We start from the raw sequence: 23,479 nt of genomic DNA, 5'->3' as shown, positions 1-23,479 counted from the left end.
CGACTCCGGCTGGGCGCGGTTGTCGCCGTGCTCGCCGCCGGGCGCCGAGCCGTCGGTCGGGACGGTGTTGCCCGCGCCGATGCCGGACGGGTCCGGGCCGCAGCGGCGCTCCGGGTTCTGCGCGAGCCCGTCGAGGCCGAGGTCCTCCAGCGAGGTCGGCGGGATGATCGGGGAGAGCCCGACCTGGCCGTCCAGCCCGCAGAGGTAGAAGTTGAACCAGCTGCCGTGCGAGCCGACCCGGGCGATCCGGTTCAGCTTGAACGGCGCGTACTCCAGGAACCGCTCGATCGTCGGGCGGCCCTCGTCGAGCTCGGCGGCCAGGTCGCCCAGGTTGCGGATGTCGTCGCGCAGCGGCGGCCGCGCGTCCTCCAGGAACGAGCCGGTGACCTGGGTCAGCGTCCCGATCGACTCGATCGCCTCACCGATCGGCTCCCGGTCCTGGGCCAGCCCGGAGACCAGCGCCTGCAGCGAGCTGATCAGCTCGTTGAGGCCCTCGTCGTTCTCGTTCACCGTCGCCAGCACGGCGTTCAGGTTGTCGATCACCTGGCCGATCACCTGGTCCCGGTCGGCGATCGAGTTGGTCAGCGACGAGGTCGACGCGAGCAGGCTCTGCACGGTGCCGCCCTCGCCCTGCAGCACCTGCACGATCTCCATCGAGAGCCGGTTGATCTGCTCCGGGTCGAGGCCCTGGAACAGCGGCTGGAAGCCGTTGAACAGCACGGTCAGGTTCAGCGCCGGCCGGGTCCGGTCGAGCGGGATCTGGCCGCCGGCCGGCAGCGTCTCGCCGGTCGGGCCCGGGCCCTGCTCCAGCGCCAGGTAGCGCTGCCCGATCAGGTTCTTATACTTGAGCCCGGCGCCCACCGAGGCGGGCAGCGGGGTGGTCGAGTCCACGTTGAACGCGACCTCGGCGATCCGCTGGTCGACCACCCGCACGTCGGTGATCGAGCCGACGACGACGCCGGCGATCCGCACGTCGTCGCCGCGCAGCAGGCCGCTCGCGTCGGTGAACCGGGCCGTGTACTCGACCGTGTCGCCGCCGCGGGCGTTCGCGATCGTCAGCCCGAGCACGGTCGTGCCGAGCGCGGTGACCACCGCGAACACCAGGAACTTGATCAGCGGGGAGAGCGGGAAGCGGCTCATGTCAGCGTCACCTCCGCACCGCGCAGCAGCGGTCCGACCATCGTGCTGCTCCACGCCGGGACGGCCTGCGGCGAGCCGCCCTGCCGGGCGGCCAGCAGCTGCGCCACGACCTCCTGCTCACCGGCCGAGTTCGCGACGCCCATGTCCACCGATCCCTGGTGCGACGCCGGCTCGATGCCGAGCTGCCCGAGCGCGCCGGTCAGCGGCGGCAGCAGGCCCGCCGAGTTCTCCGCGCTCTGGTCCTGCACCAGGTCCCAGCTGGTCGTCCCGTCGTAGGTCCCGAACGTCTCGACGCCGAAGTCCTCCGGATTGCCCATCGGCTGCCCGGCGGGCGGCGGGCCGGGCACCGAGCCGTCCCGGAACGGGCCGTCCGGCGGGTACTGGGTGCCGTCCGGGGTCGGGATCGGGTAGCAGCGCGGGCCGCGGTCGTCGGCGTACTCGGGCTCGTCCTGGTTCGGCAGGTACTTGCCCTTGTTCGCGACGATCTCCAGCGTGATGTTGACGCCGACCCGGTCGGTGCCCGGCCGGATCGCGTCGTTGATCTTCGGGACCAGATCGACGAGCTGGCTGGTCAGGCACGGGAACTCCGGCGAGTACCGGGCCAGCGTCTCCAGCGTCGGCCGGCTGGCGGACGCGACGCCGATCAGGTTCTCGCCGTTGGCGTCGAGGAAGGCGCGCAGGTCGTCGGAGGCGCCGGTGATCGACCGGTAGAGGTTGCGCAGCCCCTCCCGCTTCTCGACGATCGTCGCGCTGGTGACGGCCAGGTCGTCCACCGCGTCGAGCAGGTCGGGTGCGGCGGCGTCGAGATTGTCGGCGAACGTCGCGAGCTGCCGGATGTCCTCCTGCAGGTCGGGGACGGCCGGATTGAGCCCCTCGGTCAGCGTGTTCAGCGCGACCAGCGTCTCGCCGAGCTGGTCGCCGCGGCCCTGCAGGGCCTGGGACAGCGAGCCGAGCGTGGTCGCCAGGTCCTGCGGGCGCACCGCCTGCAGCAGCGGCAGCAGCTCGTCGAGCACCCGCTCGACCTCGATCGCCGCCTGGCTGCGGTCCTCCGGGACGGTCGCGCCGGCGGCCAGCCGGGCGGTGGACGGCGCGGCGGGCGGGACCAGCGACACGAACTTCTCGCCGAACAGCGTCTTGGGCAGCAGCTGCGCCTCGACGTTCTCCGGGATCAGGTCGATCATGTCCGGGTTCATCGACATCCGGATGCTGGTGGTCTCGCCGTCGGTGGTGACCTCGTCGACCTGGCCGACGATCAGCCCGCGCACCTTGACGTCGGCGCGCTCCTGCATCTGGGTGCCGACCCGGGAGATGTTCAGCGTGACCGGCACGCCGGCCGAGAACAGGCCGGCGTACTGGCCGATCGCCAGGCCGATCAGCACCACGATCACGGTGACGAACGCCAGGCCCTGCAGGACTCTCTTCGTGGACCTCATCCGGCCACCCGCACCGAGGTCGAGGTACCGAACATCACCAGCGTCAGGAAGAAGTCCATGATCGCGGTGCTGACGATCGACAGCCGCACCGCCCGGCCGACCGCGACGCCGACGCCGGCCGGTCCGCCCTTGGCCGAGTAGCCGTAGTGGCAGTGGATCAGGATGATCACCGTGGCGAAGATGATCACTTTGAGGTACGACAGCAGCACGTCGCTGACCGGCAGGAACAGGTTGAAGTAGTGGTCGTAGGTGCCGCCCGGCAACCCGTTGATCAGCGTGACGTTCAGCCGGGCCGCCGCGTAGCTGGCGAGCAGGCCCAGGGTGTAGATCGGGACGATCGCGATGATCCCGGCGATCACCCGGGTGGTCACCAGGTAGGGCACCGACGGCACCGCCATGACCTCCAGCGCGTCGATCTCCTCGGAGATCCGCATCGCGCCGAGCTGGGCGGTGAAGCCGGCGCCGAGCGTCGCGGTGAGGGCCGCGGCGGCGACCAGCGGGGCGATCGAGCGGGTGTTGAAGTAGGCGGTGATGAAGCCGGTCATCGCCTCGACGCCGAGCGCGTCCAGGGCCCGGAAGCCCTGCAGCCCGACCAGCGACCCGACGAACAGCGACAGCGACGCCATCACGCCGACCGTGCCGAGGATGACGATCAGGGCGCCGGAGCCGAACGAGACCTCGGCCAGCAGCCGGCCGATCTCCTTCTTGTACCGGGTGACGGTCTTCGGGATCCAGAGGATGGACCGGATGTAGAGCGAGAGCTGCTCGCCCAGCTCCTCGAGCTGGTTCAGCGGGGCCTGCGCGGCCCTGCGGGCCCGGGCGCCGAGTGGGGTGGTGGCCATGTGTCAGAAGCCCTTCGGCGGGACGAGCTCGAGGTACAGGGCGGTGAGGACCAGGTTGATCAGGAAGACCAGGACGAAGGAGATGACGACGGCCTGGTTCACGGCGTCGCCGACGCCCTTGGCACCGGGCGGCGGATTGAGGCCGCGGTAGGCGGCGACGACGCCGGCGACGATGCCGAAGAGGAAGGCCTTGACCTCCGAGACGACGATGTCGGAGACCTGGGCGATCGCCGAGAAGCTGGAGATGTAGGCGCCGGGCGAGCCGCCCTGGATGATCACGTTGAAGAAGTAGCCGCCGGACACCCCGACGACGGTGGCCAGCCCGTTCAGCACGACCGCGCAGATGCCCATGGCGAGCACCCGCGGCACGACCAGGCGCTGGATCGGCGAGATGCCGAGCACCTCCATCGCGGCGATCTCCTCGCGGATGGTCCGCGCGCCGAGATCGGCACAGACGGCGCTCCCACCCGCGCCGGAGATGAGCAGCGCGGTGACGATCGGGGCGGCCTGCTGGACGATCGCGAGCACCGCGCCGGCGCCGGTCTGGGACTGGGCGCCGAACTGCCGGGTCAGCTCACCGAGCAGCAGTGCGATCGTCGCGCCGAACGGGATGGTGAACAGCGCGGTCGGCAGCGCCGAGACCTTGGTGACGAACCAGATCTGCTCGATCAGCTCGCGCCACTGGAACGGCCTGCGCAGCGACTGCCTGCCGATCTCGATGCCCAGGCCGATGAACTTCCCGACCGGGGTGAGCGCCCGGACGACCGGGCTGGGCGCGGTCACCGGTCGCCCTCCGAGAGCTGGTGCCGGCCGGCCGGCGGCGGGGTGTCGTCGGTGATCCGCGGGTGGATGTCGGTGGGCCGGTCGTCGGTGTCGGCGGCGTCCCGGGCGTACTCGCGGGTGCTGCCGTCGCCGGCCGGTGCCCACTGCGCGGTGGGGCTCTCGCCGCGGGCCTCGAGGATCGCCTGCCGGGCGGCCGGCGGGAGCTCGTGCAGCATCGCGTCGACCCGCTCCCGGCGGCGGTGCACCGCGGCCCGGTCGGGCATCCCGGTGGACGCCTCCAGCTGCGGCTTCATCGGCGGCAGGCCCTGCAGCTCGCCGGCCTCCTCCATCTCCCGCGCGGCCTGCGCCGCGTCCTTCTCCTCCGACATCCCGATCGGGCCCTCGCGGCGGCCGTTGAGGAACTGCGCCACCACCGGCTCGTCGGAGGTCAGCAGCACCTCCCGCGGACCGAACATCGCCAGGTGCTTGCGGTACAGCAGGCCGATGTTGTCGGGCACCGTCTGCGCCGAGTTGATGTCGTGGGTGACGATCAGGAACGTGGCGTCGGTCTGCGCGTTGAGGTCGATGATCAGCTGGTTCAGGTAGGCCGTGCGCACCGGGTCCAGGCCGGAGTCCGGCTCGTCGAACAGCACGATCGCCGGGTCCAGCACCAGCGCCCTGGCCAGCCCGGCCCGCTTGCGCATACCGCCGGAGATCTCGCCGGGCAGCTTGCCCTCGGCGCCCTGCAGCCCGACCATCTCCATCTTCTCCGCGACGATGTCGCGGATCTGCGCCTCGGACTTGCGCGTGTGCTCGCGCAGCGGGAACGCGATGTTGTCGACCAGGTTCATCGACCCGAACAGCGCACCGTCCTGGAACAGCACGCCGAACAGCTTGCGGATCTCGTAGAGCTCGGACTCCGAGCACCGGACCAGGTCCACACCGTTGATCACGATCGACCCCTGCTCGGGCTTCAGCAGCCCGATCAGGGTCTTCAGGAACACCGACTTCCCGGTGCCCGAGGGACCGAGCAGCACGGACACCTCGCCCGGCGGCAGCGTCAGCGACACGTCCGACCAGATGTTGGCCCGACCGAAGGACTTCGTCAGTCCCTCGACCTTCACCTCGACACCGGTCACGTGCCGCCTCCTTGCGCAATCGACCGTTCGGTGACACCGGGGACCCAGGAGGCGCGGGGAGCGCGGGGAGCACGGGCCACTCGACGGTGCTGAACGGCACAACGAGGCGGGACGGCAGGGGTTACTCGAGGTATGGGGCCGGTCCGGCACCAGTTCCGTACCATGAACTACGTTATGGTGACCCAGCGTCGACGTTCGGGCCGGAATGTTGCGGACCGTGGGTAACAGTTACTCCCGAGCGGGCAGTCCGCTGGGCCGAACGGCCGGACGGTGACCGTTCCCGGATCGAGACCGGACGGGCGCCATCCGGTCGCATGATCACCCGATCGGCGGCGTCACGGCCCGCATCGACTCGGGCGCGTGCGTGAGGATCAGCCGCTGGAAGTCGTCGAACAGGTCCCGGAGCAGGTCGCGGTCGCGCGGGTCGCAGGTCTGCTGGAAGCCGGCCATCAGCGAGATGCCGAACACCGCGAGCCGGTGCGCGTCGGCCCGGTCGGCGACCACGTCGGCGACGACCTGCTCCAGCGCGATCCGGCGCTGCAGGTCCACCCTGGCCTGGGCCCGGCCGACCTCGCCGTCGATCTGCGCCCAGGCCCGGATCGCCGCCTCGGCGTCGTGCCGCAGCTCCACGGTGAGCCGCTTGACGACCGTCATCCGCTCGACCGGATCGGCGTGCGCGCGGGCCAGCTCGACCACCCGGCCGGTCTGCTCGGCCTCCCAGTGCTGCAGCAGCCCGCGCACGAAGCCGGCCCAGCCCCCGAAGTGGTGGTAGAAGGAGCCGCTGGTCACGCCGAGCGAGCGGCACAGGGGGCCGATCTTGAGCCCGGCCGCGCCGTCCCGGGCGAGGATCGACATGGCGGCCTCGTAGTACTGCTCGGCGGCGACCTGGCCGCCGACTCGTCTGGCCACCCGACTCCGCCCCCCTCGTCCGCCGTGCGCGGACAAGGGTGCCACGCAGGCGGATCCGGCACCCTGTCCGTCGGGTCAGCCCCGTCCGTCGGCCATAACATAACTTATGTCATGTACAGGTCGAAACGGTGGTGTCGCGACGCCCGATCGGGCGGGGTGTCAGGCGGCCGGGCCGGCCCGGCGCGCGTCGTGCGGAACCGGGCAGGTGGCCGGGAAGGTCCCCAGCTCACGGACGTCGAAGCCGTCCGGGTAGCTGCGGATGCTCGGCGACTGCTGCAGCGAGAACGGCTCGGTCCGGACCGCCATCCGGCGCACCACCGCGGCCCGGGCGCGCAGCGCCGCGTCGGCCGCGATCCGCACCGGTCGCGGCGGGAACGGGTAGCCGAGCGCGTCGAGCAGCGGCTCGTCCATCAGTGCCAGCAGGAACGTCCGGCTCAGTGCCGCCGGCACCCGGTCGTTCGGCGGGAAGGTCGTCGCCAGGTCCAGGGTCGCGTCCGCGACGGCGCGCCCGCCCGGGTCGTAGCCGAAGTGCTCGGTCTCGTAGGCGTCGAGCAGCGACTCGAACTCCTGCCAGGTCGCCGGGATGTCGCGGATGCCCATGTGCCTGCCGAGCTCGCGGTAGTAGTTCGCGGTGGCGACCTTCTCCACCTCGGTGTGCCGGCGCCAGCCCCAGCGCTGCACCCAGCGCAGCGGCACCACGACGAAGGTGCACAGCACGTAGCGCAGGTCGTCGTCGGAGATGTCGTAGGAGCGGTGCATCTGGTTCATCCGGCGGACCGCCGCGCGCCCCTCGGGGTGCTCGAAGCCGTTCGCCAGCACCGTCTCCAGGATCAGCCCGGTGTCGTCGTAGCGCTTCTGGGTGCGCTCGGTGAACTCCCCGGTCGCGGCCAGCAACCGGCCGATCGAGGGGACCGCGTAGGTGCGGAACAGCGCCAGCGACAGTGCCTGCTGGATGTCCCACGGGAACTCCAGCCCGGACAGCGCCCGGTAGATCTCGACGTGGTCGGTGGCCGGGTCCAGCGCGGCCAGCGCGTCGCGCCGGTGGTAGCGGTCCGGGCGGATCCGGGTGATCGGTGTGCTGGTGGTGCTCAACGTGCGGCCCCCTCGCCGTCGGAGCGGTGCTGCCGGTACCGGGTCAGTACCGGATGAGACCCCTGATGTTGCGCCCTGCCCGCATGTCCTCGTAACCCTCGTTGACCTGGTCGAGGGAGTACTCGCGGGTGATCAGCTCGCGCAGCTTGAGCTGGCCCAGGTTGTGCATCTCCAGCAGCCGCGGCACGTCGTGCTGGGCGGCGGAGCTGCCGAACAGCGCGCCGCGGATCTGCTTCTCGTAGAGCGTCAGGTCGAGCAGGGACAGCGTGGCGGTCTCCTCGTCGGCGTTCGCCAGCGCGGTGACGACGACCCGGCCGCGCTTGCCGACCAGCTGCAGCGCGGGCTGCAGGTCGGCGCCCGCCGCCACCCCGGTGCAGAGGATCGCGGCGTCCGCGAGCTGCCCGCGGGTCAGCTCGCTGACCGTCTCCCACGCCTCGTCGATGCTCGCCGCGACGTGGGTGGCGCCGAGCTCCAGTGCCCGCTCGCGCTTGTACCCGACCGGGTCGACGGCGACGACGTACCGGCAGCCGGCGATCCGGGCGCCCTGCACCGCGTTCGCCCCGATCCCGCCGACGCCGACGACCACCGCCGTGTCGCCGGCCCGCAGCTCGGCGGTGCGCACCGCGGAGCCGAAGCCGGTGGTGACCCCGCAGCCGACCAGCGCCGCCAGGTCCAGCGGGAATCCCTCGTCGATCGTCACCACGGACTTCACCGGGACCACGGTGTGCCGGGCGAACGTGCCGAGCAGGCACATCTGGCCGATCTCGGTGCCGTCCGCGCTGCGGAACCGGTAGCTGCCGTCCAGCTGCGGGCCGAGCGTGGCGCCGGCGCCGTCGTTGCACAGGTTGGGCAGGCCCCTGGCGCAGTACGGGCAGCGGCCGCAGGACGGCAGGAAGGTCATCACCACCGGATCGCCGACCGCGACCTCGGTGACCCCGGGGCCGACCTCGATCACCCGGCCGGCACCCTCGTGGCCGCCGACCATCGGCAGCACGGCCGGCAGGTCCCCGGTCACCAGGTGCTCGTCGGAGTGGCACAGGCCCGACGCCGTGAGCTCGACCATCACCTCACCGGCGTTCGGCGGGTCCAGATCGAGCTCCTCGATCTCCCACTTGCCGCCCGGTTCCCACAGCACCGCTGCCGTCGTCCGCATGGCGGACGATCCTGGCCGCCCCCGGCCCACCGGCACACCCGCCGTCCGCGCCAGCCGTGGCCCCCGGGTGCCACGCCGGGTCAGGCGGCCGGCAGCGGCAGGGTGAGCCGGGCGGTCAGGCCGCCGCCCTCGCGCGGGAGCAGGCTCAGCTCGCCGTCCATCGCCGACGCGAGCGCCTCGGCGATCCACAGCCCCAGGCCCGCGGTGCCGCGCCGCTCCCCCAGCGCCACCCCCTTCGCCGTCACCACCCCCTCCTGGCCGGCCGGCAGGCCGGGACCGCGGTCGCGGACCTCGGCGGTCAGGGTGGCGCCGTCGTGCGCCAGGTACAGCTCGACCGGCTCGTCGCCACTGTGCCGGGCCGCGTTCTCGGCCAGGTTGGTGAGCAGCCGGCGCAGCCGCTGCGGATCGCAGTGCACGGCGGCACCGGGCGCCTCGACGATCGGCCTGCGCCGGTGCGCGGCGATCCCGGCCGCGTCCAGCACCCCGTCGGCCAGCTCGGCCAGCGCGACCCGCCGGGGCCGGTCCCGGCCGAGCGGGCTGCCGTCGGCGACGGCGAGATCGGCCAGCCCGTCCAGCATGTCCTGCAGGTGCACCGCGTGATCGGCGAGCAGCCGCGCCGCGGTCCGGCGGGCGTCGCCGGTGAGGCGCTCGGCGGCCAGATCGGCGGACAGCGCGGACAGCGACGCCACCGGTGTGCGGAACTCGTGCAGCACCACCCGGGCGCCGTCCAGCCGGGCCCGGCTCTGCGACACCAGCCGGTCGCGCAGCGCCCGCTCGGACAGGTAGCGCTCGTGCTCGCTCTCCGCGCGGGCCCGGGTGGTCGCGATGTCGGCGACCTGGCGCTCCAGCAGCCGGACCAGGACGCCGACCAGCACCGCGGTCGCGAACAGGAAGCCGGTCCACCACACGCCGTCGAAGACCCGTTCGGTGACCGGCACCGCCGGGTCCGAGCCGAGCAGCCCGGCCACCCCGGCGGTGAGCCCGAGCACCAGCGCCGCGACCCGGCCGACCCGGGGGCCGCCGCGCAGCGCGATCGCGATGACCACCAGCGGCAGCGCGGCGACCATCGGGCTCTGCACACCGCCGGTCAGCCCCAGGGCGACCACCGCGAGTACACCGTCCACACCGGTCAGGACGGCCGGCCGGACCGGCAGCGTGCCGCGCCGGACCGCGGCGGCGGCGAGCGCGAGCGCGTACACCGCGGCGAGCCCGATCAGGCCGGCGGCGAGCGCGGTCCCGCCCCGGGCGAGCTCCGGCCGGACGACGAGCAGGGCCACCGCGGCGACCACCACGCACAGCCGCAGCACGACGGCGGTGCGCTCCTCCGCGGTCCGTTCCGGGAGCTCCGCGGCGAGGTCCCCCGGCGGACCGTCCGGCGAGGTTCGGCTGATCATCGGGTCGGCCCGCTCCCTACCGCAGACGTCGTCCCCCGGCGCCACCCGGGATGGTCGGCGGCGCCCACACTAGGCTCGCCGCCGTGCCCGCCGAGCCGCACGTCGTCGTCATCGTGGACGACCACGCCCTCTTCTCCCAGGGGCTCGCGCTCCTGCTCGAGTCCCGGGCCGGTGACACCTTCCGGGTGGCCGGCTCCACCACCGCGGGCGAGGACGCCGTCGCACTGGTCGGCCGGCACGGCGCCGGGATCGCGATCGTCGACCTGGCCCTGCCCCCGCTGGGCGGGGTGGAGACGATCCGGCGGATCAAGGCCGCCTACCCGGCGACCCGGGTGCTGGCGCTGTCCGGCACCGAGGACCTCGATCTCGCGGCGGCCGCGATGCGCGCCGGGGCGGAGGGCTACCTCGGCAAGTCGGCCGATCCGGAGGTGCTGGTGGCGCCGCTGCTGGCGATCGCCGCCGGGGTCCGGGTACTCCGCGCCGAGCTGCTCGACGCACTGCTCACCGCCGCCGACCGGACCGGCGACGGCCTGCTCGACCGGCTCGGTGAGCGGGACATCGAGCTGTGGACGCTGCTCGCCCGCGGCCTGGAGACCGCCGACATCGCGCGGCCGCTGCTGGTCAGCGAGCGGACCGCGAAGCGGATGATCGCCTCGCTGCTGCACAAGCTGGGGGCGTCGAACCGGATCGAGGCGGCCGCGCTGGCCGGCCGCTGCGGCCTGCTCGACTGACGGCACCGGCGAACCGGCCCGCGTGGGCCAGCGCTGGCCCGGTCGCGGGGTACGGGCCCGGTCGATCACCGGGCAGACTCGCCCGCGCCGTACGGCGGTCCGACCGCCGAACATCTCGCGAGGAGGCGCTGATGGCCGTGTTCGCCGACGAGGCCGAGGTCTACGAGTACCTGGGCGGGGTCTTCCGGCTCGGCCTCGAGGACCCGGACCTGGTCGCCAAGCTGGCGCCGACCGGGATCGTCCTGCGCATCACCTACACCGACCCGGACGCCGTGCTCACCGTCGACATGCCCAACTCCGAGATCCACACCGGGGCGGGCAACGGCCCGGCACCGAACATCGAGCTGTTCATGTCCGCCGACACCGGCAACCGGTTCTGGCTGGGCAAGGTGGTGCTCCCGGTCGCGATGGCCAAGGGCGAGGTCCGCGCGAAGGGACCGGTGTCGAAGCTGCTCAAGCTGCTGCCCACCGCGAAGCGGCTGTTCGGCCCGTACCGCCAGAAGCTCGAGACGGCCGGCCGGGACGACCTCCTGAAGGCCTGACGATCACCCGATCAGGTGGTCGTCGTACCTCCTGACGGGCTATTCGGGACGCGCTCTCCGATACTGCCGGTCCGGTCACCATGATCGGCGGCCACACCGCCGGCGTGGCCGGAACCCGGTCCCGGAGGTCCCCCATGAGCAGTGCCACCCACGACGGCACCGGCCCGGCGAGCCTCTGGCTGGACGTCCAGATGTGGCAGCCGCTGCGCGGCGTCCTGCACCCGATCACCGAGATCGAGTGCGACGTCCCGGACCCGCTGCCCGAGGGGTTCGACGAGTGGCACGGCTGGGCCGAGGCCTGCCTGCTGGAGGTCGCCCGGCGCGACGGCTGGCAGCACGGCCGCTACACCTACACGATCCAGGAACGGGACGGCACCGACCATCCGGTCCGCGACCTCGGCAAGGACGTCTGGGACTACGAGTAACGGACCCGCGCCGGTTATCATCCCGGTACACGCAGAGCAACGGGAGGCCGCCGGTGACACGGGGCAGGGGTCCGCTGGCCGGACTGAAGGTGATCGAGCTGGCCGGGATCGGCCCGGGACCGCACGCGGCGATGATCCTCGGCGATCTCGGCGCCGACGTGGTGCGGATCGACCGCCCCTCGGGCGGGTTGCAGATCGGCTCGGACTCGGTGCCCGATCCCACCGTCCGCGGCCGCCGCACGGTCACCGCCGACCTGAAGGACCCGGCCGGCCGGGAGACCGTGCTGCGGCTGGTGGAGAAGGCCGACGTGCTGCTGGAGGGCTACCGGCCGGGCGTCACCGAACGGCTCGGCGTCGGCCCCGACGAGTGCCACGCCCGCAATCCCCGCCTGGTCTACGGCCGGATGACCGGCTGGGGCCAGGACGGCCCGATGGCGCCGCGCGCCGGGCACGACATCAACTACATCTCGCTGACCGGCGCGCTGCACGCGATCGGCCGGGCCGGGGAGCGGCCGGTGCCGCCGCTGAACCTGGTCGGCGACTTCGGCGGCGGCTCGATGCTGCTGGTCATCGGCGTGCTGGCCGCGCTCTGGGAGGCCCGCGCCTCCGGCGAGGGCCAGGTCGTCGACGCCGCGATGGTGGACGGCGTGAGCATGCTGAGCCAGATGTTCCGGGGCTTCCTCGCCCAGGGCGCCTGGACCGACGAGCGCGGCGCCAACCTGCTCGACGGGCACGCGCCCTTCTACGACGTCTACGAGTGCGCCGATGGCGGCCACATGGCCGTCGGTGCGCTGGAGCCGCAGTTCTACGCCCAGCTGATCGCCGGCCTCGGACTCGACGCCGACGCGCTCGGCCCGCAGTACGACGAGGCGGGCTGGCCCGCGATGCGGGCCCGGTTCACCGAGGTGTTCGCGTCCAAGCCGCGCGACGAGTGGGCCGCCGTGTTCGAGCACACCGACGCCTGCACCACACCGGTGCTGTCGTTCACCGAGGCGGCCGACAACCCGCACCTGGCGGCGCGCAGCACCATCGTCACCGCCGACGGTGTCCGCCAGGCCGCGCCGGCGCCGCGCTTCTCCCGGACCGGCACCGCGACCGCGACCCGCGGGTCCGGCCCGGAGGACGTCGACGCCGTCCTCGCCGACTGGTCCTGACCCCACACACGCCGACGCCCCCGGCTCCGGATCCGGAGTCGGGGGCGTCGGCGTGGTGCGGACGGGGCAGGTCAGTCCTGCTCGTCGGTGTCCGGAGCCAGCAGGTTCCGGGTGCGGTTCGGGTCCACCGGGATGCCCGGGCCGGTCGTCGTCGAGACGGTGATCTTCTTGACGTAACGGCCCTTGGCGGCGGACGGCTTCAGCCGCAGGATCTCGTCCAGCGCGGCGCCGTAGTTCTCGACCAGCTTCTCGGTCTCGAACGACGCCTTGCCGATCACCAGGTGCAGGTTGGCCTGCTTGTCGACCCGGAAGTTGACCTTGCCACCCTTGATCTCGTTGATCGCCTTGGTGACGTCCGGGGTGACGGTGCCGGTCTTCGGGTTCGGCATCAGGCCACGCGGGCCCAGGATGCGGGCGATCCGGCCGACCTTGGCCATCTGGTCCGGGGTGGCGATGGCGGCGTCGAAGTCGAGCCACCCACCCTGGATGCGCTCGATCAGGTCCTCGGAGCCCACCGCGTCCGCACCGGCGGCCTCGGCCTCGGCGGCCTTGTCACCGGTGGCGAACACGATCACCCGGGCGGTCTTGCCGGTACCGTGCGGCAGGTTCACGGTCCCGCGGACCATCTGGTCGGCCTTGCGGGGGTCGACGCCCAGCCGCAGCGCGACCTCGACGGTCGAGTCGGTGTTCTTGCTGGACGTCTCCTGGGCCAGGGTCGCCGCGGCGAGCGGCGAGTAGAGGCGGTCCGCGTCGATCTTCGCGGCGGCCTCGCGGTAGGCCTTGCTGCGCTTTGCCATCTGTCCTCGTCTCCTTGTGAGGTCAGGTCGTGGTCCGAGCCGCGCCCGGCTCTCCCACGCGTACGGAAAGTGTGTGGACCGAGCCTCAGTCCTCGACCGTGATGCCCATCGACCGCGCGGTCCCGGCGATGATCTTCGTCGCCTGGTCCAGGTCGTTGGCGTTCAGGTCCTGGAACTTGGTCTCGGCGATCTCCCGGACCTGGGCCCGGGTGACGGTCGCGACCTTCGTCTTGTGCGGCTCGCCGGAACCCTTGTCGACGCCCGCCGCCTTCAGCAGCAGCCGGGCCGCCGGCGGGGTCTTCAGCTCGAAGGTGAACGAGCGGTCCTCGAACACCGAGATCTCGACCGGCACGACGTTGCCGCGCTGGGCCTCGGTGGCCGCGTTGTAGGCCTTGCAGAACTCCATGATGTTGACGCCGTGCTGACCCAGTGCAGGGCCGACCGGCGGGGCGGGCGTCGCTGCGCCGGCCTGGATCTGGAGCTTGATGATCGCGGAGAGCTTCCGCTTCTTGGGGGGCATGTCCGTTCCTCAGTGATCGATGTACACGCCGCGGCCCTGCCTTGCCGCGGGCGTCTCTCGCAGGTACCCGGTCAGATCTTGGAGACCTGGTTGAACCCGAGCTCGACCGGGGTCTCCCGGCCGAAGATCGAGACGAGCACCTTGAGCTTCTGGGCGTCGACGTTGACCTCGCTGATGCTCGCGGGGAGCGTCGCGAACGGCCCGTCCATGACGGTGACCGACTCGCCGACCTCGAAGTCGACCTCGACGGTCGCGGTCCCGCCGCCCGACGACGAGCCACCGGAGGCGGCGCCGGCCTTGCCGGTCTCCGCCTTCTTCTCCGGGGCCTCGGTCTTGGGCAGCAGGAACTTCACGACCTCGTTGATGGACAGCGGCGACGGCTTGGACGTGGCACCGACGAAGCCGGTCACGCCCGGGGTGTTCCGCACCGCGCCCCAGGACTGGTCGTTGAGCTCCATCCGGACCAGGATGTAGCCGGGCAGCACCTTGCGCTGGACCTTCTTGCGCTGCCCGTTCTTGATCTCGGTGACCTCCTCGGTGGGCACCTCGACCTGGAAGATGTAGTCCTCGACGTCCAGGGTCTGCGCCCGGGTCTCGAGGTTCGACTTCACCTTGTTCTCGTAGCCGGCGTAGGAGTGCACGACGTACCAGTCGCCGGGGGCCCGGCGCAGCGCGGCGCGCAGCTCCTCGGCCGGGTCGACGTCCTCGGCCGGCTCGTCGGCGGCGCCCTCAGCACCGTCTGCGCCGTCTGCACCATCGGCACTGTCAGCGCCGTCAGCCGCCGGCTCCTCGGCCGCCGGCTCGCCGTCGCCCGACTCGCCGTCGATCGACTCGGCGGCCGCACCGGGGGTCGAGTCGTCGTCGGCGGCGGTGTAGTCGCCGGAGACCGCGTCGTCGCCGTGCGCCGCCTCGATGTCGGCGTCCTGGACGGACTGCTCGGGCAGCGTCTCGTCGGCCGCCTGCTCGGCGACCGCGTCGAGCACGGCCTCGTCGGCCGTCTCGTCGTGCACGTTGCTGTCGGAGGTCACGTCCTTCTCGCTTCCTTATCGATGTCGGTCGTCACCGGTCGGCCCGGTCCACCGCTCGTGTCAGTCCCTGCCGAACAGGAACGCGACGCCCTCGGCGAACGCCGAGTCGAGCAGGAACACCAGGGCCACCATGAACGACACGAAGATCAGAACGGCGATGGTGTACTTGACCATCTGGGAGCGGTTGGGCCAGATGACCTTGCGGAGCTCGGCGACGACCTCGCGCAGGAACCGGATGACCCGGCCGATCGGCGAGACCTTCTTCTCCTTGGTCGCCGCGGCCGCGGCGCGGGACGGGGTGGCGCGCCCCTTGGCGGGGGTGCCCTCCGCCCCGGAGCCACCGGACGCACCGGAGGCCCGCCGTCCACGACGATCGGCGGCGTTGCTCGGGCGCTCCCGCTCGGGCCGGCCCGGCTCGTTCTCGTCGGTCACGAGCCCTCCTCGCCCACGCTCGCCGGTCGCGTCCGCGCCGCGCCGAGAGGTTCGCCCGCCAGCTCGCTCACGTCTTCGCCCTCCGCACGCGGTGGGCTCCCGCCCGCCGCCGGTCACGTCCTCCGTGTGAGAGAACCTGCTCTGCTTCGTCGTCCGTGCCGTCGACCGCACCACCGGACGGTCCGGCGATCTGCGGCGTCGTGGCAGGGGTGACAGGACTTGAACCTGCAACCTGCGGTTTTGGAGACCGCTGCTCTGCCAATTGAGCTACACCCCTATGCCCCGAACCGCCCCTGAGGGCGGCGGGACGGGCGCGACCGATCATCCGGCGCGCCCGGCTGGTACGAGTGTACGGCACCCCCCGCAGGCGGCCCGCACCCCGGGTCCTACTGCGGCAGGACCACCTCGGCCCGGGCCCGCCCGAGCACGGTCCGGCCGTCGAAGACCGCCTTGAGATCGACCACCGCGGTCCGCACGCCGTCCTCCTCGCGCACCTCGGCGACCGTGCCGCCGAGCTCGACGGTGGCGCCCTCGTCGTCGTCGGGCACCACGACCGGCCGGGTGAACCGGGTGCCGTAGCTGCGCACCGCCGCCGGGTCGCCGGTCCAGGCCGTCAGCACCCGGCCGGCCAGCGCCATCGACAGCATCCCGTGCGCGATCACGCCGGGGAGCCCGGCGACGGTGGCCACCCGGTCGCTCCAGTGGATCGGGTTCAGGTCGCCGGAGGCGCCGGCGTAGCGGACCAGATCGCCCCGGGTCAGCCGCACCTCGAAGGTGGGCAGCGCGTCGCCCTTCGCCACCCTGGCGGCGGACTCCGGCGTCAGCGGGGCGCTCACGCGTCGTCCCCGGCCGGGCTGACCAGCATCGAGTGCGTGGTCACGACCGGCTCGCCCGCTCCGTCGGACACCTCGCACCGCAGGGTCAGCATGTGGTTGCCGGCCCGGGTGCGGAGCTCGTCGACGTGCACGACCGTGGTCAGCTCGTCACCGGCGCGGACCGGCCGGTGGAAGGAGATGCGCTGGTCGCCGTGCACCATGCGGGTGTAGTCCCAGCCGAAGGCCGGGTCCTTGAGGAAGGCCTCGATGACCGGCATCGTGAAGCAGACCGGGAACGTCGGCGGGGCGAGCAGATCCGGATGACCGGCTGCGCGGGCGGCATCGACGTCGTGGAACAGCGGATCGCCGTCACCGATGGCGACGGCGAACTCGCGGATCTTCTCCCGGCCGACCTGGTACGGCCCGACCGGGTCGAGCGTGCGCCCGACCCAGGACTGGTCGACCACCGGTACTAGCGGGTCTCGCGGTGTGCCCGGTGGGTGCCGCAGTTCGGGCAGAACTTCTTGATCTCGAGCCGGTCGGGGTCGTTCCGCCGGTTCTTCTTGGTGATGTAGTTGCGGTGCTTGCACTCCTCGCAGGCCAGAGTGATCTTCGGCCGCACGTCCGTGGCCTTGGCCATCGCGGGTGCCTCCCAGCAGGTGTTCCGTGTCGTGTGCGGACGTGTTCCGTCAGCACTGTGACGATACTGTGACGATGGCCGGACTCGAACCGGCGACACAGCGATTATGAGCCGCTTGCTCTACCGACTGAGCTACACCGTCATGCAAGAAGCCCCGCCGCCGCGCGGCGAGGCCACTTCCAGAGCCCCCTTACGGAATCGAACCGTAGACCTTCTCCTTACCATGGAGACGCTCTGCCGACTGAGCTAAGGGGGCCGACACCGCCGGTCCGCGGAGGAATCCTGCGCCCTCCGCTCACCGGCGCGACCAACTTTACACACCGGTTCCGGAGCCCCGCAGCGGGGGCCCCGGAACCGGATCCGTGCAGGTGGGAGCCTGTCTACCAGCTCGACTTGCGGACGCCGGGGAGCGAGCCGTCGTGCGCCAGCTCGCGCAGCCGGACCCGCGAGACCCCGAACTTGCGCAGGTGCCCGCGCGGGCGCCCGTCGACCGAGTCACGGTTGCGCACCCGGGTCGCACTGGCGTCCCGCGGCTGACGCCGGAGCTCGGCCGCGGCGGCGGCCCGCTCCTCCTCGCTCGACGACGGCCGCGCGAGGACGGCCTTCAGCTCGGCCCGGCGCTCGGCGTAGCGCGCGACGATCCGCTTGCGCCGCTCGTTCTTGGCGATCTGCCCGGTGGTGGCCATCAGACACGCACCCCGTTCGCCCGGATCCGGTCGACCGCGGCGTCGACGCCGATCCGGTCGACCGTCTTGATCCCCTTCGCGGAGAGCCGCAGCCGGACCCAGCGGCCGCCCGCCGGGTACCAGTAGCGCTTCTGCTGCACGTTGGGATCGAACCGCCGGCTGGTGCGGCGGTGCGAGTGCGAGACGTTCTTGCCGAAGCCGGGCTCGCGCCCGGTCAGGTCACAGCGACGGGACACGCGCTCACCGCCCCGCGTGCGGGTAGGGCAGCAGGGCCATCTCCCGCGCGTTGCGGATCGCGACGGCGACCCGGCGCTGCTGCTGCCCGGTCAGGCCGGTGACCCGGCGGGCCCGGATCTTGCCGCGGTCGGAGATGAACGTGCGCAGCAGCGCCGCGTCCTTCCAGTCCACGTGCTCGATGCCGCGGGCGTGCAGCGGATTGGGCTTGCGCCGCGCCGCGCGCAGCGGCTTGCCGCGACCGGACGCCGGTGCGGTCGGTCGTTTCGCGAGCTTCACTCAGCGCTCCTCCTTGAACTCGACGTGCCTGCGGATCTTCGGGTCGTACTTGCGCAGCACCAGCCGGTCCGGGTCGTTGCGGCGGTTCTTGCGCGTGACGTACGTCGTGCCGGTGCCGGCCGTCGAGCGCAGCTTGACGATCGGCCGGACGTCCGTCGTCTTGGCCATCGGGACCCTCCTCTCCAACAATGGGAATCGTTTTCGTTTAGGCTACACCTGACCGCGACCACGTCGACTCCGGGAGGAAGGCATGACCGAGCTGGTGGTGTTGTGCGGCACGTCGCACGACGGGACGGAGCGGACGATCGCGCGGATGCGGGAGCTCGACCCGGGACTGGTGGTGCTGCACCACGACCTGCGGCACCTCGCCCAGGGCCGGGTGCACCGGCGGTTCCGGTCCGGCGGCCGCGACGAGCACACCGTGCTGGAGCTGGCGCACGGCTGCGTGAGCTGCACCATCCGGGAGGACGTGCTGCCCACCCTGGTGCAGCTGGCCGGGACGGTGTCCCGGGTCGTCCTGCACCTGGACCCGCGGCTCGAGCCCGAGCCGGTCTGCTGGGCGCTCGGCTCGGTGCTGTACGAGTCCGGCGACGCCGAACCCCGCCTGGTCACCGACCTGGTCGACCTGCGCGGTGTGGTCACGGTGCTCGATCCGGACAGCTGGCTCGACGACGCCACCGGCGACGCGACGCTGCCCGAGCGCGGCCTGAGCACACTGCCCGACGACGAGCGCACCGTCGCCCAGCTCGCCGTCGGCCAGGCCGAGTTCGCGGACGTGATCGTGACCACCCGGGCGCTGCAGGGCGACGATCCCGCCGACCGGCGCACCGCGGCCGTGCTCGACCGGCTCGCCCCGACCGCCCCGCGACTGCTCCCCTCCCGCGGCGACCACCGGCTGTTCTGCGACGGCGTCCCCGAGGAGTCCCGCCGCGGCGTTCCCGGCGGGGTGCACGATCCGCTGCTGCGCGGCACACCGCCGCTGGACGCCGCCGACGGCGTCCGGACGCTGCTGTTCTCGGCCCGCCGGCCGTTCCACCCGGACCGGCTGCACGACGCGATCGACACCCTGCTCGACGGCGTGGTGCGCGCCCGCGGCCGGATCTGGCTCGCCACCCGGCCGGACGCCGTGCTGTGGCTGGAGAGCGCGGGCGGCGGGATGCGGATCGGGCACGCCGGGGACTGGCTGGACGGCGCGGACGAGCAGGCCTGGACCGAGGCGGGCGACCAGCGGCGGGCGATGGCCGCGCTGGCCTGGCACCCACGCTGGGGGGACCGCGCACAGGATCTCGTCGTGCTCTGCCACGACGCGGATCCGGACGGGATCGACGCCGCACTGCACGGTGCGCTGCTGTCCGACGCCGAGATCGCGGCGGGCGAGGCCGCCTGGGCCGGACTGCCGGACCCGTTCGGCTGGGCACACGACGAGCCGTGCGCCGATCCCGTCCGGAACGACCCGACCGTCGGGACCGAACGAGAAGGAGAGAGCTGATGGCAGTCCCCAAGCGCCGGATGTCGCGCGCGAACACCCGGCACCGCCGATCGCAGTGGAAGGCACAGGCACCGGACCTGGTGCCGGTCACCCTGGAGGGCAGGCGGCACCTGGTCCCGCACCACCTGGTCGCGGCCTACCGCCGCGGGCTGCTGGCGCCGCCGTCCTGAGGGCCCCTTACCCCCGGACGGCCGCGCCGGCGGCCATCGGCGGTGCGTGACCGCCCGATGTGCCGGGCCGGGCCTCAGGCCGAGTGTCGTGGCCATGCCCCGTCACCACGCCGACCACGACCGCACCGACCACGACCGCACCGCCCGCTACCCCACCGACCTGCACGCCGCGCTCGCCCGGCAGCGGCAGGACCAGCTGCGGGCCGAGGCGGACGCCGACCGGCTGGCCCGGTCCGTCCGTCCGGCCCGCCGCCGGTTCCGGCTGCGCCGGCTGCTCCGGATGACACCGGCCCGGCCGGCCGCGGAATCCGGCCGGGATCGTCGGACCCGCGTGCCACGATGACCCGGTGGCCGGGCCGGTGACACTCCCGCCGGGGCCCGGCGACGCACTGCCGGACCCCGGGCCGGTGCTGCTCGGCCGGGCGACCGAGCTCGCCGCGCTGCGCGCCGCACTGGCCGGTGCGGTCGGCGGCCGGGCCGGCGCGGTGCTGCTGTCCGGGGACGCCGGGATCGGCAAGTCCCGGCTGGCCGGCGAGCTGGCGTCCGCCGCGGCCGCGGCCGGCGCGCGGGTCGTCGTCGGCCGGTGCCTGGACACCGGCTCGGCACCGCTGCCCTACCTGCCGTTCTCCGAGGTGCTGGCCGGGTTGCAGGCCACCGACCGGGAGCTGCTCGCCGAACGTCCGGCGCTGCGCGGGCTGCTCCCCGGCGGCACCCCGGCGCCCGAGCGGGCCGCAGCCGACCGGGAGCTGGACCGGCTGGCCGTGTTCGACGGGGTGGCCGGTGCGCTGCGGGCCGGCGCGGCGCAGGCGCCGCTGCTGGTGGTCCTGGAGGACCTGCACTGGGCCGACCGGTCCAGCCGCGAGCTGCTCGGCTACCTGCTGGCCCGGCTCGGCTCGCAGCGGCTGCTGGTGCTGGCCACCTACCGGTCGGACGACCTGCACCGCAGGCATCCGCTCCGGCGCACCCTGGCCGAGCTGGTCCGGTTGCCCGCGGTGCGCCGGCTGGAGCTGGGCCCGCTCCCGGCCGCCGACGTGCTGGAACTGGTCCGGCACCGCGCGTCCTCGACGGGGAGCCCGCTGCCCGAGGAGACCCTGCACCGGATCGCCGACCGCAGCGGCGGCAACGCGTTCTTCGCCGAGGAGATGGTCGCGGCCGGGCGGGCCGAGCTCCCGGAGGCCATCGCCGACGTGCTGCTCACCCGGCTGGACCAGCTCTCCGAACAGGCCCGGGTGGTGCTCCAGGTGGCGTCGCTGGCCGAGCGGCGGATCCCGCACGATCTGCTGCGCGACGCCGCGGGCCTGCCCGCCGACGAGCTGGCCGCCGGGCTGCGCGAGGCCGTCTCGCACCACGTCCTGGTCCCGGCCGGCGCCGCCGGGGACGCCTACGCCTTCCGGCACGCGCTGCTGCGCGAGGCGGTGCACGACGACCTGCTCCCCGGCGAGCGGGTCCGCCGGCACGCCCGGCTCGCCGAGCTGCTCGCCGACCGCCTCGACGAGCCGGGCGCGGCCGCGGAGCTGGCCCGGCACGCGGTCGCCGCGCACGACCTGCCGCGCGCGCTCGCCGCGTCGGTGCTCGCCGCCCGCGAGGCGCAGCGCAGGCACGGTCCGGCCGAGGCGCTGCTGCACACCGAGCGGGCGCTGGAGCTGTGGCCGGCGGTGCCCGATCCGGTGCAGGTGGCAGGGGTCGCCGAGAGCGTGCTGCTGCGCGACGCGGCCTGGGCCGCGGGGGCGGCCGGGGATCCCGAGCGGGCGACCGCGCTCGGGGCGCTCGCCGTCCGGGTCGCCGACGAGCGGGAGGGACCGCTCGCCGCGGCGGGCACCCGCATCCGGTACGCGATGCGCCTGCTCGACCGGGGGGCCGGGCTGGAGGAGGCGATCGGCGCCGCCGGGGCCGCGATCCGGCTGCTCGCCGACGAGCCGCCCGGGCCCGACCTCGCCTGGGCGCACGCCGTCCTCGCCCGCGCGCTGGTCAACGCCGACCGGCCGGAGCCCGCCTGGCCGCAGGCGCGCGCGGCGCTCGCGGTCGTCGACGGCACCGACCGTGCCGCGCTGACCGGCGCCGAGCTCCGGGACCTGACGGCGGCGCACGCCGACGCGCTGATCACGCTGGCGTTCTGCGCGCAGACCGAGGGCGATCCGGCGCGCGCCCGGGACCTGCTGGCCGACGCCGCCGAGCTGGCCGCCGCGTCCGGGAGCCGGACCGTCGAGCTGCGGACGGTGTGGAACCGCGGGGTCTCCCTGCTGGAGGAGGGCCGGCTCGACGACGCGGTCACCGAGTTCGACGACGGCAGCCGCCGTGCGGCGGGCTACGGCCTGTCCTGGGTCGGGTACGGGCTGGACTTCCAGGTGGTGCGGGCCCGGGTGGAGTTCCAGCGCGGCGGGTGGGACGCCGCCCTCCGGATCGCGCACGGCATCGACCCGGCCGTGCCGGTGCAGATCACCGGGGTGCCGGCGGCGGCCGGGGCGATGGTCACCGTCGCCCGCGGCGACCTCGCGGCGGCCGAGCGGCTGCTGGAGCAGTTCGCCCCCGAACCGCCGCCGCACGAGCAGGTGCCGATGCTGCTCGGGATGGTCGGGGTGGAGGCCGCCTGGCTGGCCGGCGATCCCGGGCTCGCCGCCCGGCGGGCCCGGGCCGCGATCGACGAGCTGCGCCGCGAGTTCCCGCTGCACCTCGGCCAGATCGCGCTCGGCGCGCTCGGCGCGGGTGCCCAGGCCGATCTCGCCGTCGCCGCCCGCGCCGAGGGCGCACCCGACTCCGCCTTCCGGGCGGCCGCCGCGGAGCTGCTCGGGGTCGCCGAGCACGCCGCCGGGCACGGCATGCCGCGCGGAACCACGATCGGGCCGGAGGGCCGGGCCTGGCTCCTGCGCGCCCGGGCCGAGATCGGCCGGGCCACCGGCTCGACCGACCCGGACCCGTGGACCGCGGTCGTCGACACGTTCGCCGGCTACGGCGACGGCTACCGGGCCGCGCAGGCGCGGCTGCGGCGGGCGGCCGTCCTGCTGGCCCGCGCCGTCGGCGCCGGCCGCGGTGCCGCCGGTGCCGCCGCCGACCGGCGGGCCGCGGCGGACGACCTGGCCTCGGCCGCGGACACCGCGCAGCGGCTCGGTGCCCGCCCGCTGGCGTCCGCGGTCGCCGAGCTGGCCGGCCACGCCGGCGGTCCGGGCAGTGGTGGTCCGGGCAGTGGTGGTCCGGGCAGTGGTGGTCCGGGCAGTGGTGGTCAGAGCAGTGGTGGTCAGAGCGGTGCCGGTCCGGGCAGTGGTGGTCCGGGCAGTGGTGGTCAGAGCGGTGGCGGTCCGAGCAGTGGCGACCGGGCGGGGCGGCCGTCGCCGCTGACCCCGCGCGAGCACGCCGTCCTCGAGCAGGTCGCGCGCGGGCTCACCAACCGGGCCATCGGCGCGCGCCTGTTCATCAGCGAGAAGACGGTCAGCGTCCACCTCTCCCGGGTGATGGCGAAGCTCGGCGCCTCCGGGCGGGCCGAGGCGGTCTCGGTGGCGCACTCGCGCGGCCTGATCGGTCGCCTCCCGGACCAGGTGACCCGCGCAACAGAGTGATGATCGGCAACCCTGCGTGATCCCCCGGATGACGTACGGGTGTTTCGTTCCATCTGTCGGGTGGAGCAGTCACTCCGACGATTGGCGTAACCCGTCACCGGATAACAGGGTGAGCACCTGAC

The 23,479-nt window shown here is 73.4% G+C and carries 27 protein-coding genes, 3 tRNA genes and 1 pseudogene; 8 read left to right on the top strand and 23 right to left on the bottom strand.

Annotated features, from left to right (window positions below):
* Positions 1-159: 159 nt before the first annotated feature.
* The 9 genes and pseudogenes from ABD160_RS28265 to ABD160_RS28225 form a co-directional block, all read right to left on the bottom strand.
* Positions 160-1,140 (bottom strand): annotated as a pseudogene (locus ABD160_RS28265) (MCE family protein); the annotation flags it as partial.
* Positions 1,137-2,573 carry an MCE family protein gene (locus ABD160_RS28260; protein WP_344028040.1) on the bottom strand — a complete coding sequence of 479 codons (1,437 nt, stop codon included), beginning with the start codon at positions 2,571-2,573 and terminating at the stop codon, positions 1,137-1,139. The gene ABD160_RS28260 and the pseudogene ABD160_RS28265, both read right to left, overlap by 4 nt.
* A complete protein-coding gene (locus ABD160_RS28255) occupies positions 2,570-3,415 on the bottom strand; it encodes an MlaE family ABC transporter permease (protein ID WP_344028038.1) in 846 nt (281 codons plus the stop codon). Before ABD160_RS28255 ends, ABD160_RS28260 begins: the two co-directional genes overlap by 4 nt.
* Before the next feature lie 3 nt (positions 3,416-3,418).
* Positions 3,419-4,198: an MlaE family ABC transporter permease gene (locus ABD160_RS28250; protein ID WP_344028035.1), complete on the bottom strand. Its 780-nt coding sequence runs from the start codon at positions 4,196-4,198 to the stop codon at positions 3,419-3,421.
* Positions 4,195-5,316: an ABC transporter ATP-binding protein gene (locus ABD160_RS28245; RefSeq protein WP_344028032.1), complete on the bottom strand. Its 1,122-nt coding sequence runs from the start codon at positions 5,314-5,316 to the stop codon at positions 4,195-4,197. Before ABD160_RS28245 ends, ABD160_RS28250 begins: the two co-directional genes overlap by 4 nt.
* Positions 5,317-5,634: 318 nt before the next feature.
* On the bottom strand, positions 5,635-6,225 hold the full coding sequence (locus tag ABD160_RS28240; RefSeq protein ID WP_344028029.1) for a TetR/AcrR family transcriptional regulator: 591 nt from the start codon (positions 6,223-6,225) through the stop codon (positions 5,635-5,637).
* 159 nt (positions 6,226-6,384) lie between these two features.
* A complete protein-coding gene (locus ABD160_RS28235; RefSeq protein ID WP_344028026.1) occupies positions 6,385-7,317 on the bottom strand; it encodes an oxygenase MpaB family protein in 933 nt (310 codons plus the stop codon).
* A gap of 43 nt (positions 7,318-7,360) precedes the next feature.
* A complete protein-coding gene (locus ABD160_RS28230; protein WP_344028022.1) occupies positions 7,361-8,470 on the bottom strand; it encodes an NDMA-dependent alcohol dehydrogenase in 1,110 nt (369 codons plus the stop codon).
* An 80-nt stretch (positions 8,471-8,550) separates the two neighbouring features.
* Positions 8,551-9,864: a sensor histidine kinase gene (locus ABD160_RS28225; RefSeq protein WP_344028019.1), complete on the bottom strand. Its 1,314-nt coding sequence runs from the start codon at positions 9,862-9,864 to the stop codon at positions 8,551-8,553.
* Between the two features lie 83 nt (positions 9,865-9,947).
* Here ABD160_RS28225 and ABD160_RS28220 point away from each other — a divergent pair, with 83 nt between their 5' ends.
* The 4 genes from ABD160_RS28220 (at position 9,948) to ABD160_RS28205 (ending at position 12,716) form a co-directional block, all read left to right on the top strand.
* Complete coding sequence (locus tag ABD160_RS28220; RefSeq protein WP_344028016.1) at positions 9,948-10,595, top strand: response regulator; 648 nt, start codon at positions 9,948-9,950, stop codon at positions 10,593-10,595.
* A 131-nt stretch (positions 10,596-10,726) separates the two neighbouring features.
* Positions 10,727-11,137 carry a sterol carrier protein gene (locus ABD160_RS28215; protein ID WP_344028013.1) on the top strand — a complete coding sequence of 137 codons (411 nt, stop codon included), beginning with the start codon at positions 10,727-10,729 and terminating at the stop codon, positions 11,135-11,137.
* Between the two features lie 134 nt (positions 11,138-11,271).
* The gene (locus ABD160_RS28210; protein ID WP_344028010.1) at positions 11,272-11,562 is read left to right on the top strand and encodes a hypothetical protein; all 291 of its coding nucleotides are present in this window, start codon (positions 11,272-11,274) and stop codon (positions 11,560-11,562) included.
* Positions 11,563-11,615: 53 nt separating this feature from the next.
* Positions 11,616-12,716 (top strand): CaiB/BaiF CoA transferase family protein, encoded by a 1,101-nt coding sequence (locus ABD160_RS28205; RefSeq protein WP_344028007.1) that lies wholly within the window; start codon positions 11,616-11,618, stop codon positions 12,714-12,716.
* 71 nt (positions 12,717-12,787) lie between these two features.
* Here the strand turns inward: ABD160_RS28205 and rplA are convergent, their stop codons facing one another.
* From rplA to rpmG (ABD160_RS28135), 14 genes are all read right to left on the bottom strand, one after another.
* Entirely contained in the window at positions 12,788-13,513 is a 726-nt protein-coding gene (rplA, locus tag ABD160_RS28200; RefSeq protein ID WP_344028005.1) for a 50S ribosomal protein L1, read from the bottom strand.
* Between the two features lie 85 nt (positions 13,514-13,598).
* Positions 13,599-14,033: a 50S ribosomal protein L11 gene (gene rplK, locus ABD160_RS28195; protein ID WP_344028001.1), complete on the bottom strand. Its 435-nt coding sequence runs from the start codon at positions 14,031-14,033 to the stop codon at positions 13,599-13,601.
* Positions 14,034-14,104: 71 nt separating this feature from the next.
* Positions 14,105-14,947: a transcription termination/antitermination protein NusG gene (gene nusG / locus ABD160_RS28190; RefSeq protein ID WP_425563675.1), complete on the bottom strand. Its 843-nt coding sequence runs from the start codon at positions 14,945-14,947 to the stop codon at positions 14,105-14,107.
* A gap of 174 nt (positions 14,948-15,121) precedes the next feature.
* On the bottom strand, positions 15,122-15,493 hold the full coding sequence (gene secE / locus ABD160_RS28185; RefSeq protein ID WP_344027997.1) for a preprotein translocase subunit SecE: 372 nt from the start codon (positions 15,491-15,493) through the stop codon (positions 15,122-15,124).
* Between the two features lie 201 nt (positions 15,494-15,694).
* A tRNA-Trp gene (locus tag ABD160_RS28180) sits at positions 15,695-15,770 on the bottom strand.
* A gap of 109 nt (positions 15,771-15,879) precedes the next feature.
* On the bottom strand, positions 15,880-16,329 hold the full coding sequence (locus tag ABD160_RS28175; RefSeq protein ID WP_344027994.1) for a MaoC/PaaZ C-terminal domain-containing protein: 450 nt from the start codon (positions 16,327-16,329) through the stop codon (positions 15,880-15,882).
* A complete protein-coding gene (locus ABD160_RS28170) occupies positions 16,326-16,775 on the bottom strand; it encodes an FAS1-like dehydratase domain-containing protein (RefSeq protein WP_344027990.1) in 450 nt (149 codons plus the stop codon). Before ABD160_RS28170 ends, ABD160_RS28175 begins: the two co-directional genes overlap by 4 nt.
* 5 nt (positions 16,776-16,780) lie before the next feature.
* A complete protein-coding gene (rpmG, locus tag ABD160_RS28165) occupies positions 16,781-16,948 on the bottom strand; it encodes a 50S ribosomal protein L33 (RefSeq protein WP_020623293.1) in 168 nt (55 codons plus the stop codon).
* A 69-nt stretch (positions 16,949-17,017) separates the two neighbouring features.
* Positions 17,018-17,090, bottom strand: a tRNA-Met gene (locus tag ABD160_RS28160).
* 41 nt (positions 17,091-17,131) lie between these two features.
* Positions 17,132-17,204, bottom strand: a tRNA-Thr gene (locus ABD160_RS28155).
* Between the two features lie 124 nt (positions 17,205-17,328).
* Positions 17,329-17,634, bottom strand: coding sequence for a 30S ribosomal protein S14 (rpsN, locus tag ABD160_RS28150; protein WP_344027987.1), 306 nt, complete (start codon positions 17,632-17,634; stop codon positions 17,329-17,331).
* Positions 17,634-17,870: a 50S ribosomal protein L28 gene (rpmB, locus tag ABD160_RS28145; RefSeq protein WP_344027984.1), complete on the bottom strand. Its 237-nt coding sequence runs from the start codon at positions 17,868-17,870 to the stop codon at positions 17,634-17,636. Before rpmB ends, rpsN begins: the two co-directional genes overlap by 1 nt.
* 4 nt (positions 17,871-17,874) lie before the next feature.
* A complete protein-coding gene (rpsR, locus tag ABD160_RS28140; RefSeq protein ID WP_425563673.1) occupies positions 17,875-18,147 on the bottom strand; it encodes a 30S ribosomal protein S18 in 273 nt (90 codons plus the stop codon).
* On the bottom strand, positions 18,148-18,315 hold the full coding sequence (rpmG, locus tag ABD160_RS28135; protein WP_344027981.1) for a 50S ribosomal protein L33: 168 nt from the start codon (positions 18,313-18,315) through the stop codon (positions 18,148-18,150).
* Between the two features lie 82 nt (positions 18,316-18,397).
* On the opposite strand from rpmG (ABD160_RS28135), the gene mrf reads away from it, so the two are divergent.
* The 4 genes from mrf to ABD160_RS28115 all read left to right on the top strand — a co-directional run bounded on the left by mrf (position 18,398) and on the right by ABD160_RS28115 (position 23,357).
* Complete coding sequence (gene mrf / locus ABD160_RS28130; protein ID WP_344027978.1) at positions 18,398-19,636, top strand: ribosome hibernation factor-recruiting GTPase MRF; 1,239 nt, start codon at positions 18,398-18,400, stop codon at positions 19,634-19,636.
* Positions 19,636-19,806, top strand: coding sequence for a 50S ribosomal protein L32 (gene rpmF / locus ABD160_RS28125; RefSeq protein ID WP_344027975.1), 171 nt, complete (start codon positions 19,636-19,638; stop codon positions 19,804-19,806). The genes mrf and rpmF overlap by 1 nt, the downstream gene beginning before the upstream one ends.
* A 94-nt stretch (positions 19,807-19,900) precedes the next feature.
* A complete protein-coding gene (locus ABD160_RS28120; protein WP_344027972.1) occupies positions 19,901-20,149 on the top strand; it encodes a hypothetical protein in 249 nt (82 codons plus the stop codon).
* A gap of 4 nt (positions 20,150-20,153) precedes the next feature.
* Positions 20,154-23,357, top strand: a complete 3,204-nt coding sequence (locus tag ABD160_RS28115; protein WP_344027970.1) for a helix-turn-helix transcriptional regulator — start codon at positions 20,154-20,156, stop codon at positions 23,355-23,357.
* Positions 23,358-23,479 lie beyond the last annotated feature (122 nt).

This window comes from Pseudonocardia kongjuensis (assembly GCF_039526905.1).
GTDB classification, from domain to species: domain Bacteria; phylum Actinomycetota; class Actinomycetes; order Mycobacteriales; family Pseudonocardiaceae; genus Pseudonocardia; species Pseudonocardia kongjuensis.
The sequence above is the reverse complement of the archived record's forward strand: the minus strand, read 5'-3'. Positions and strand labels throughout refer to the sequence as shown.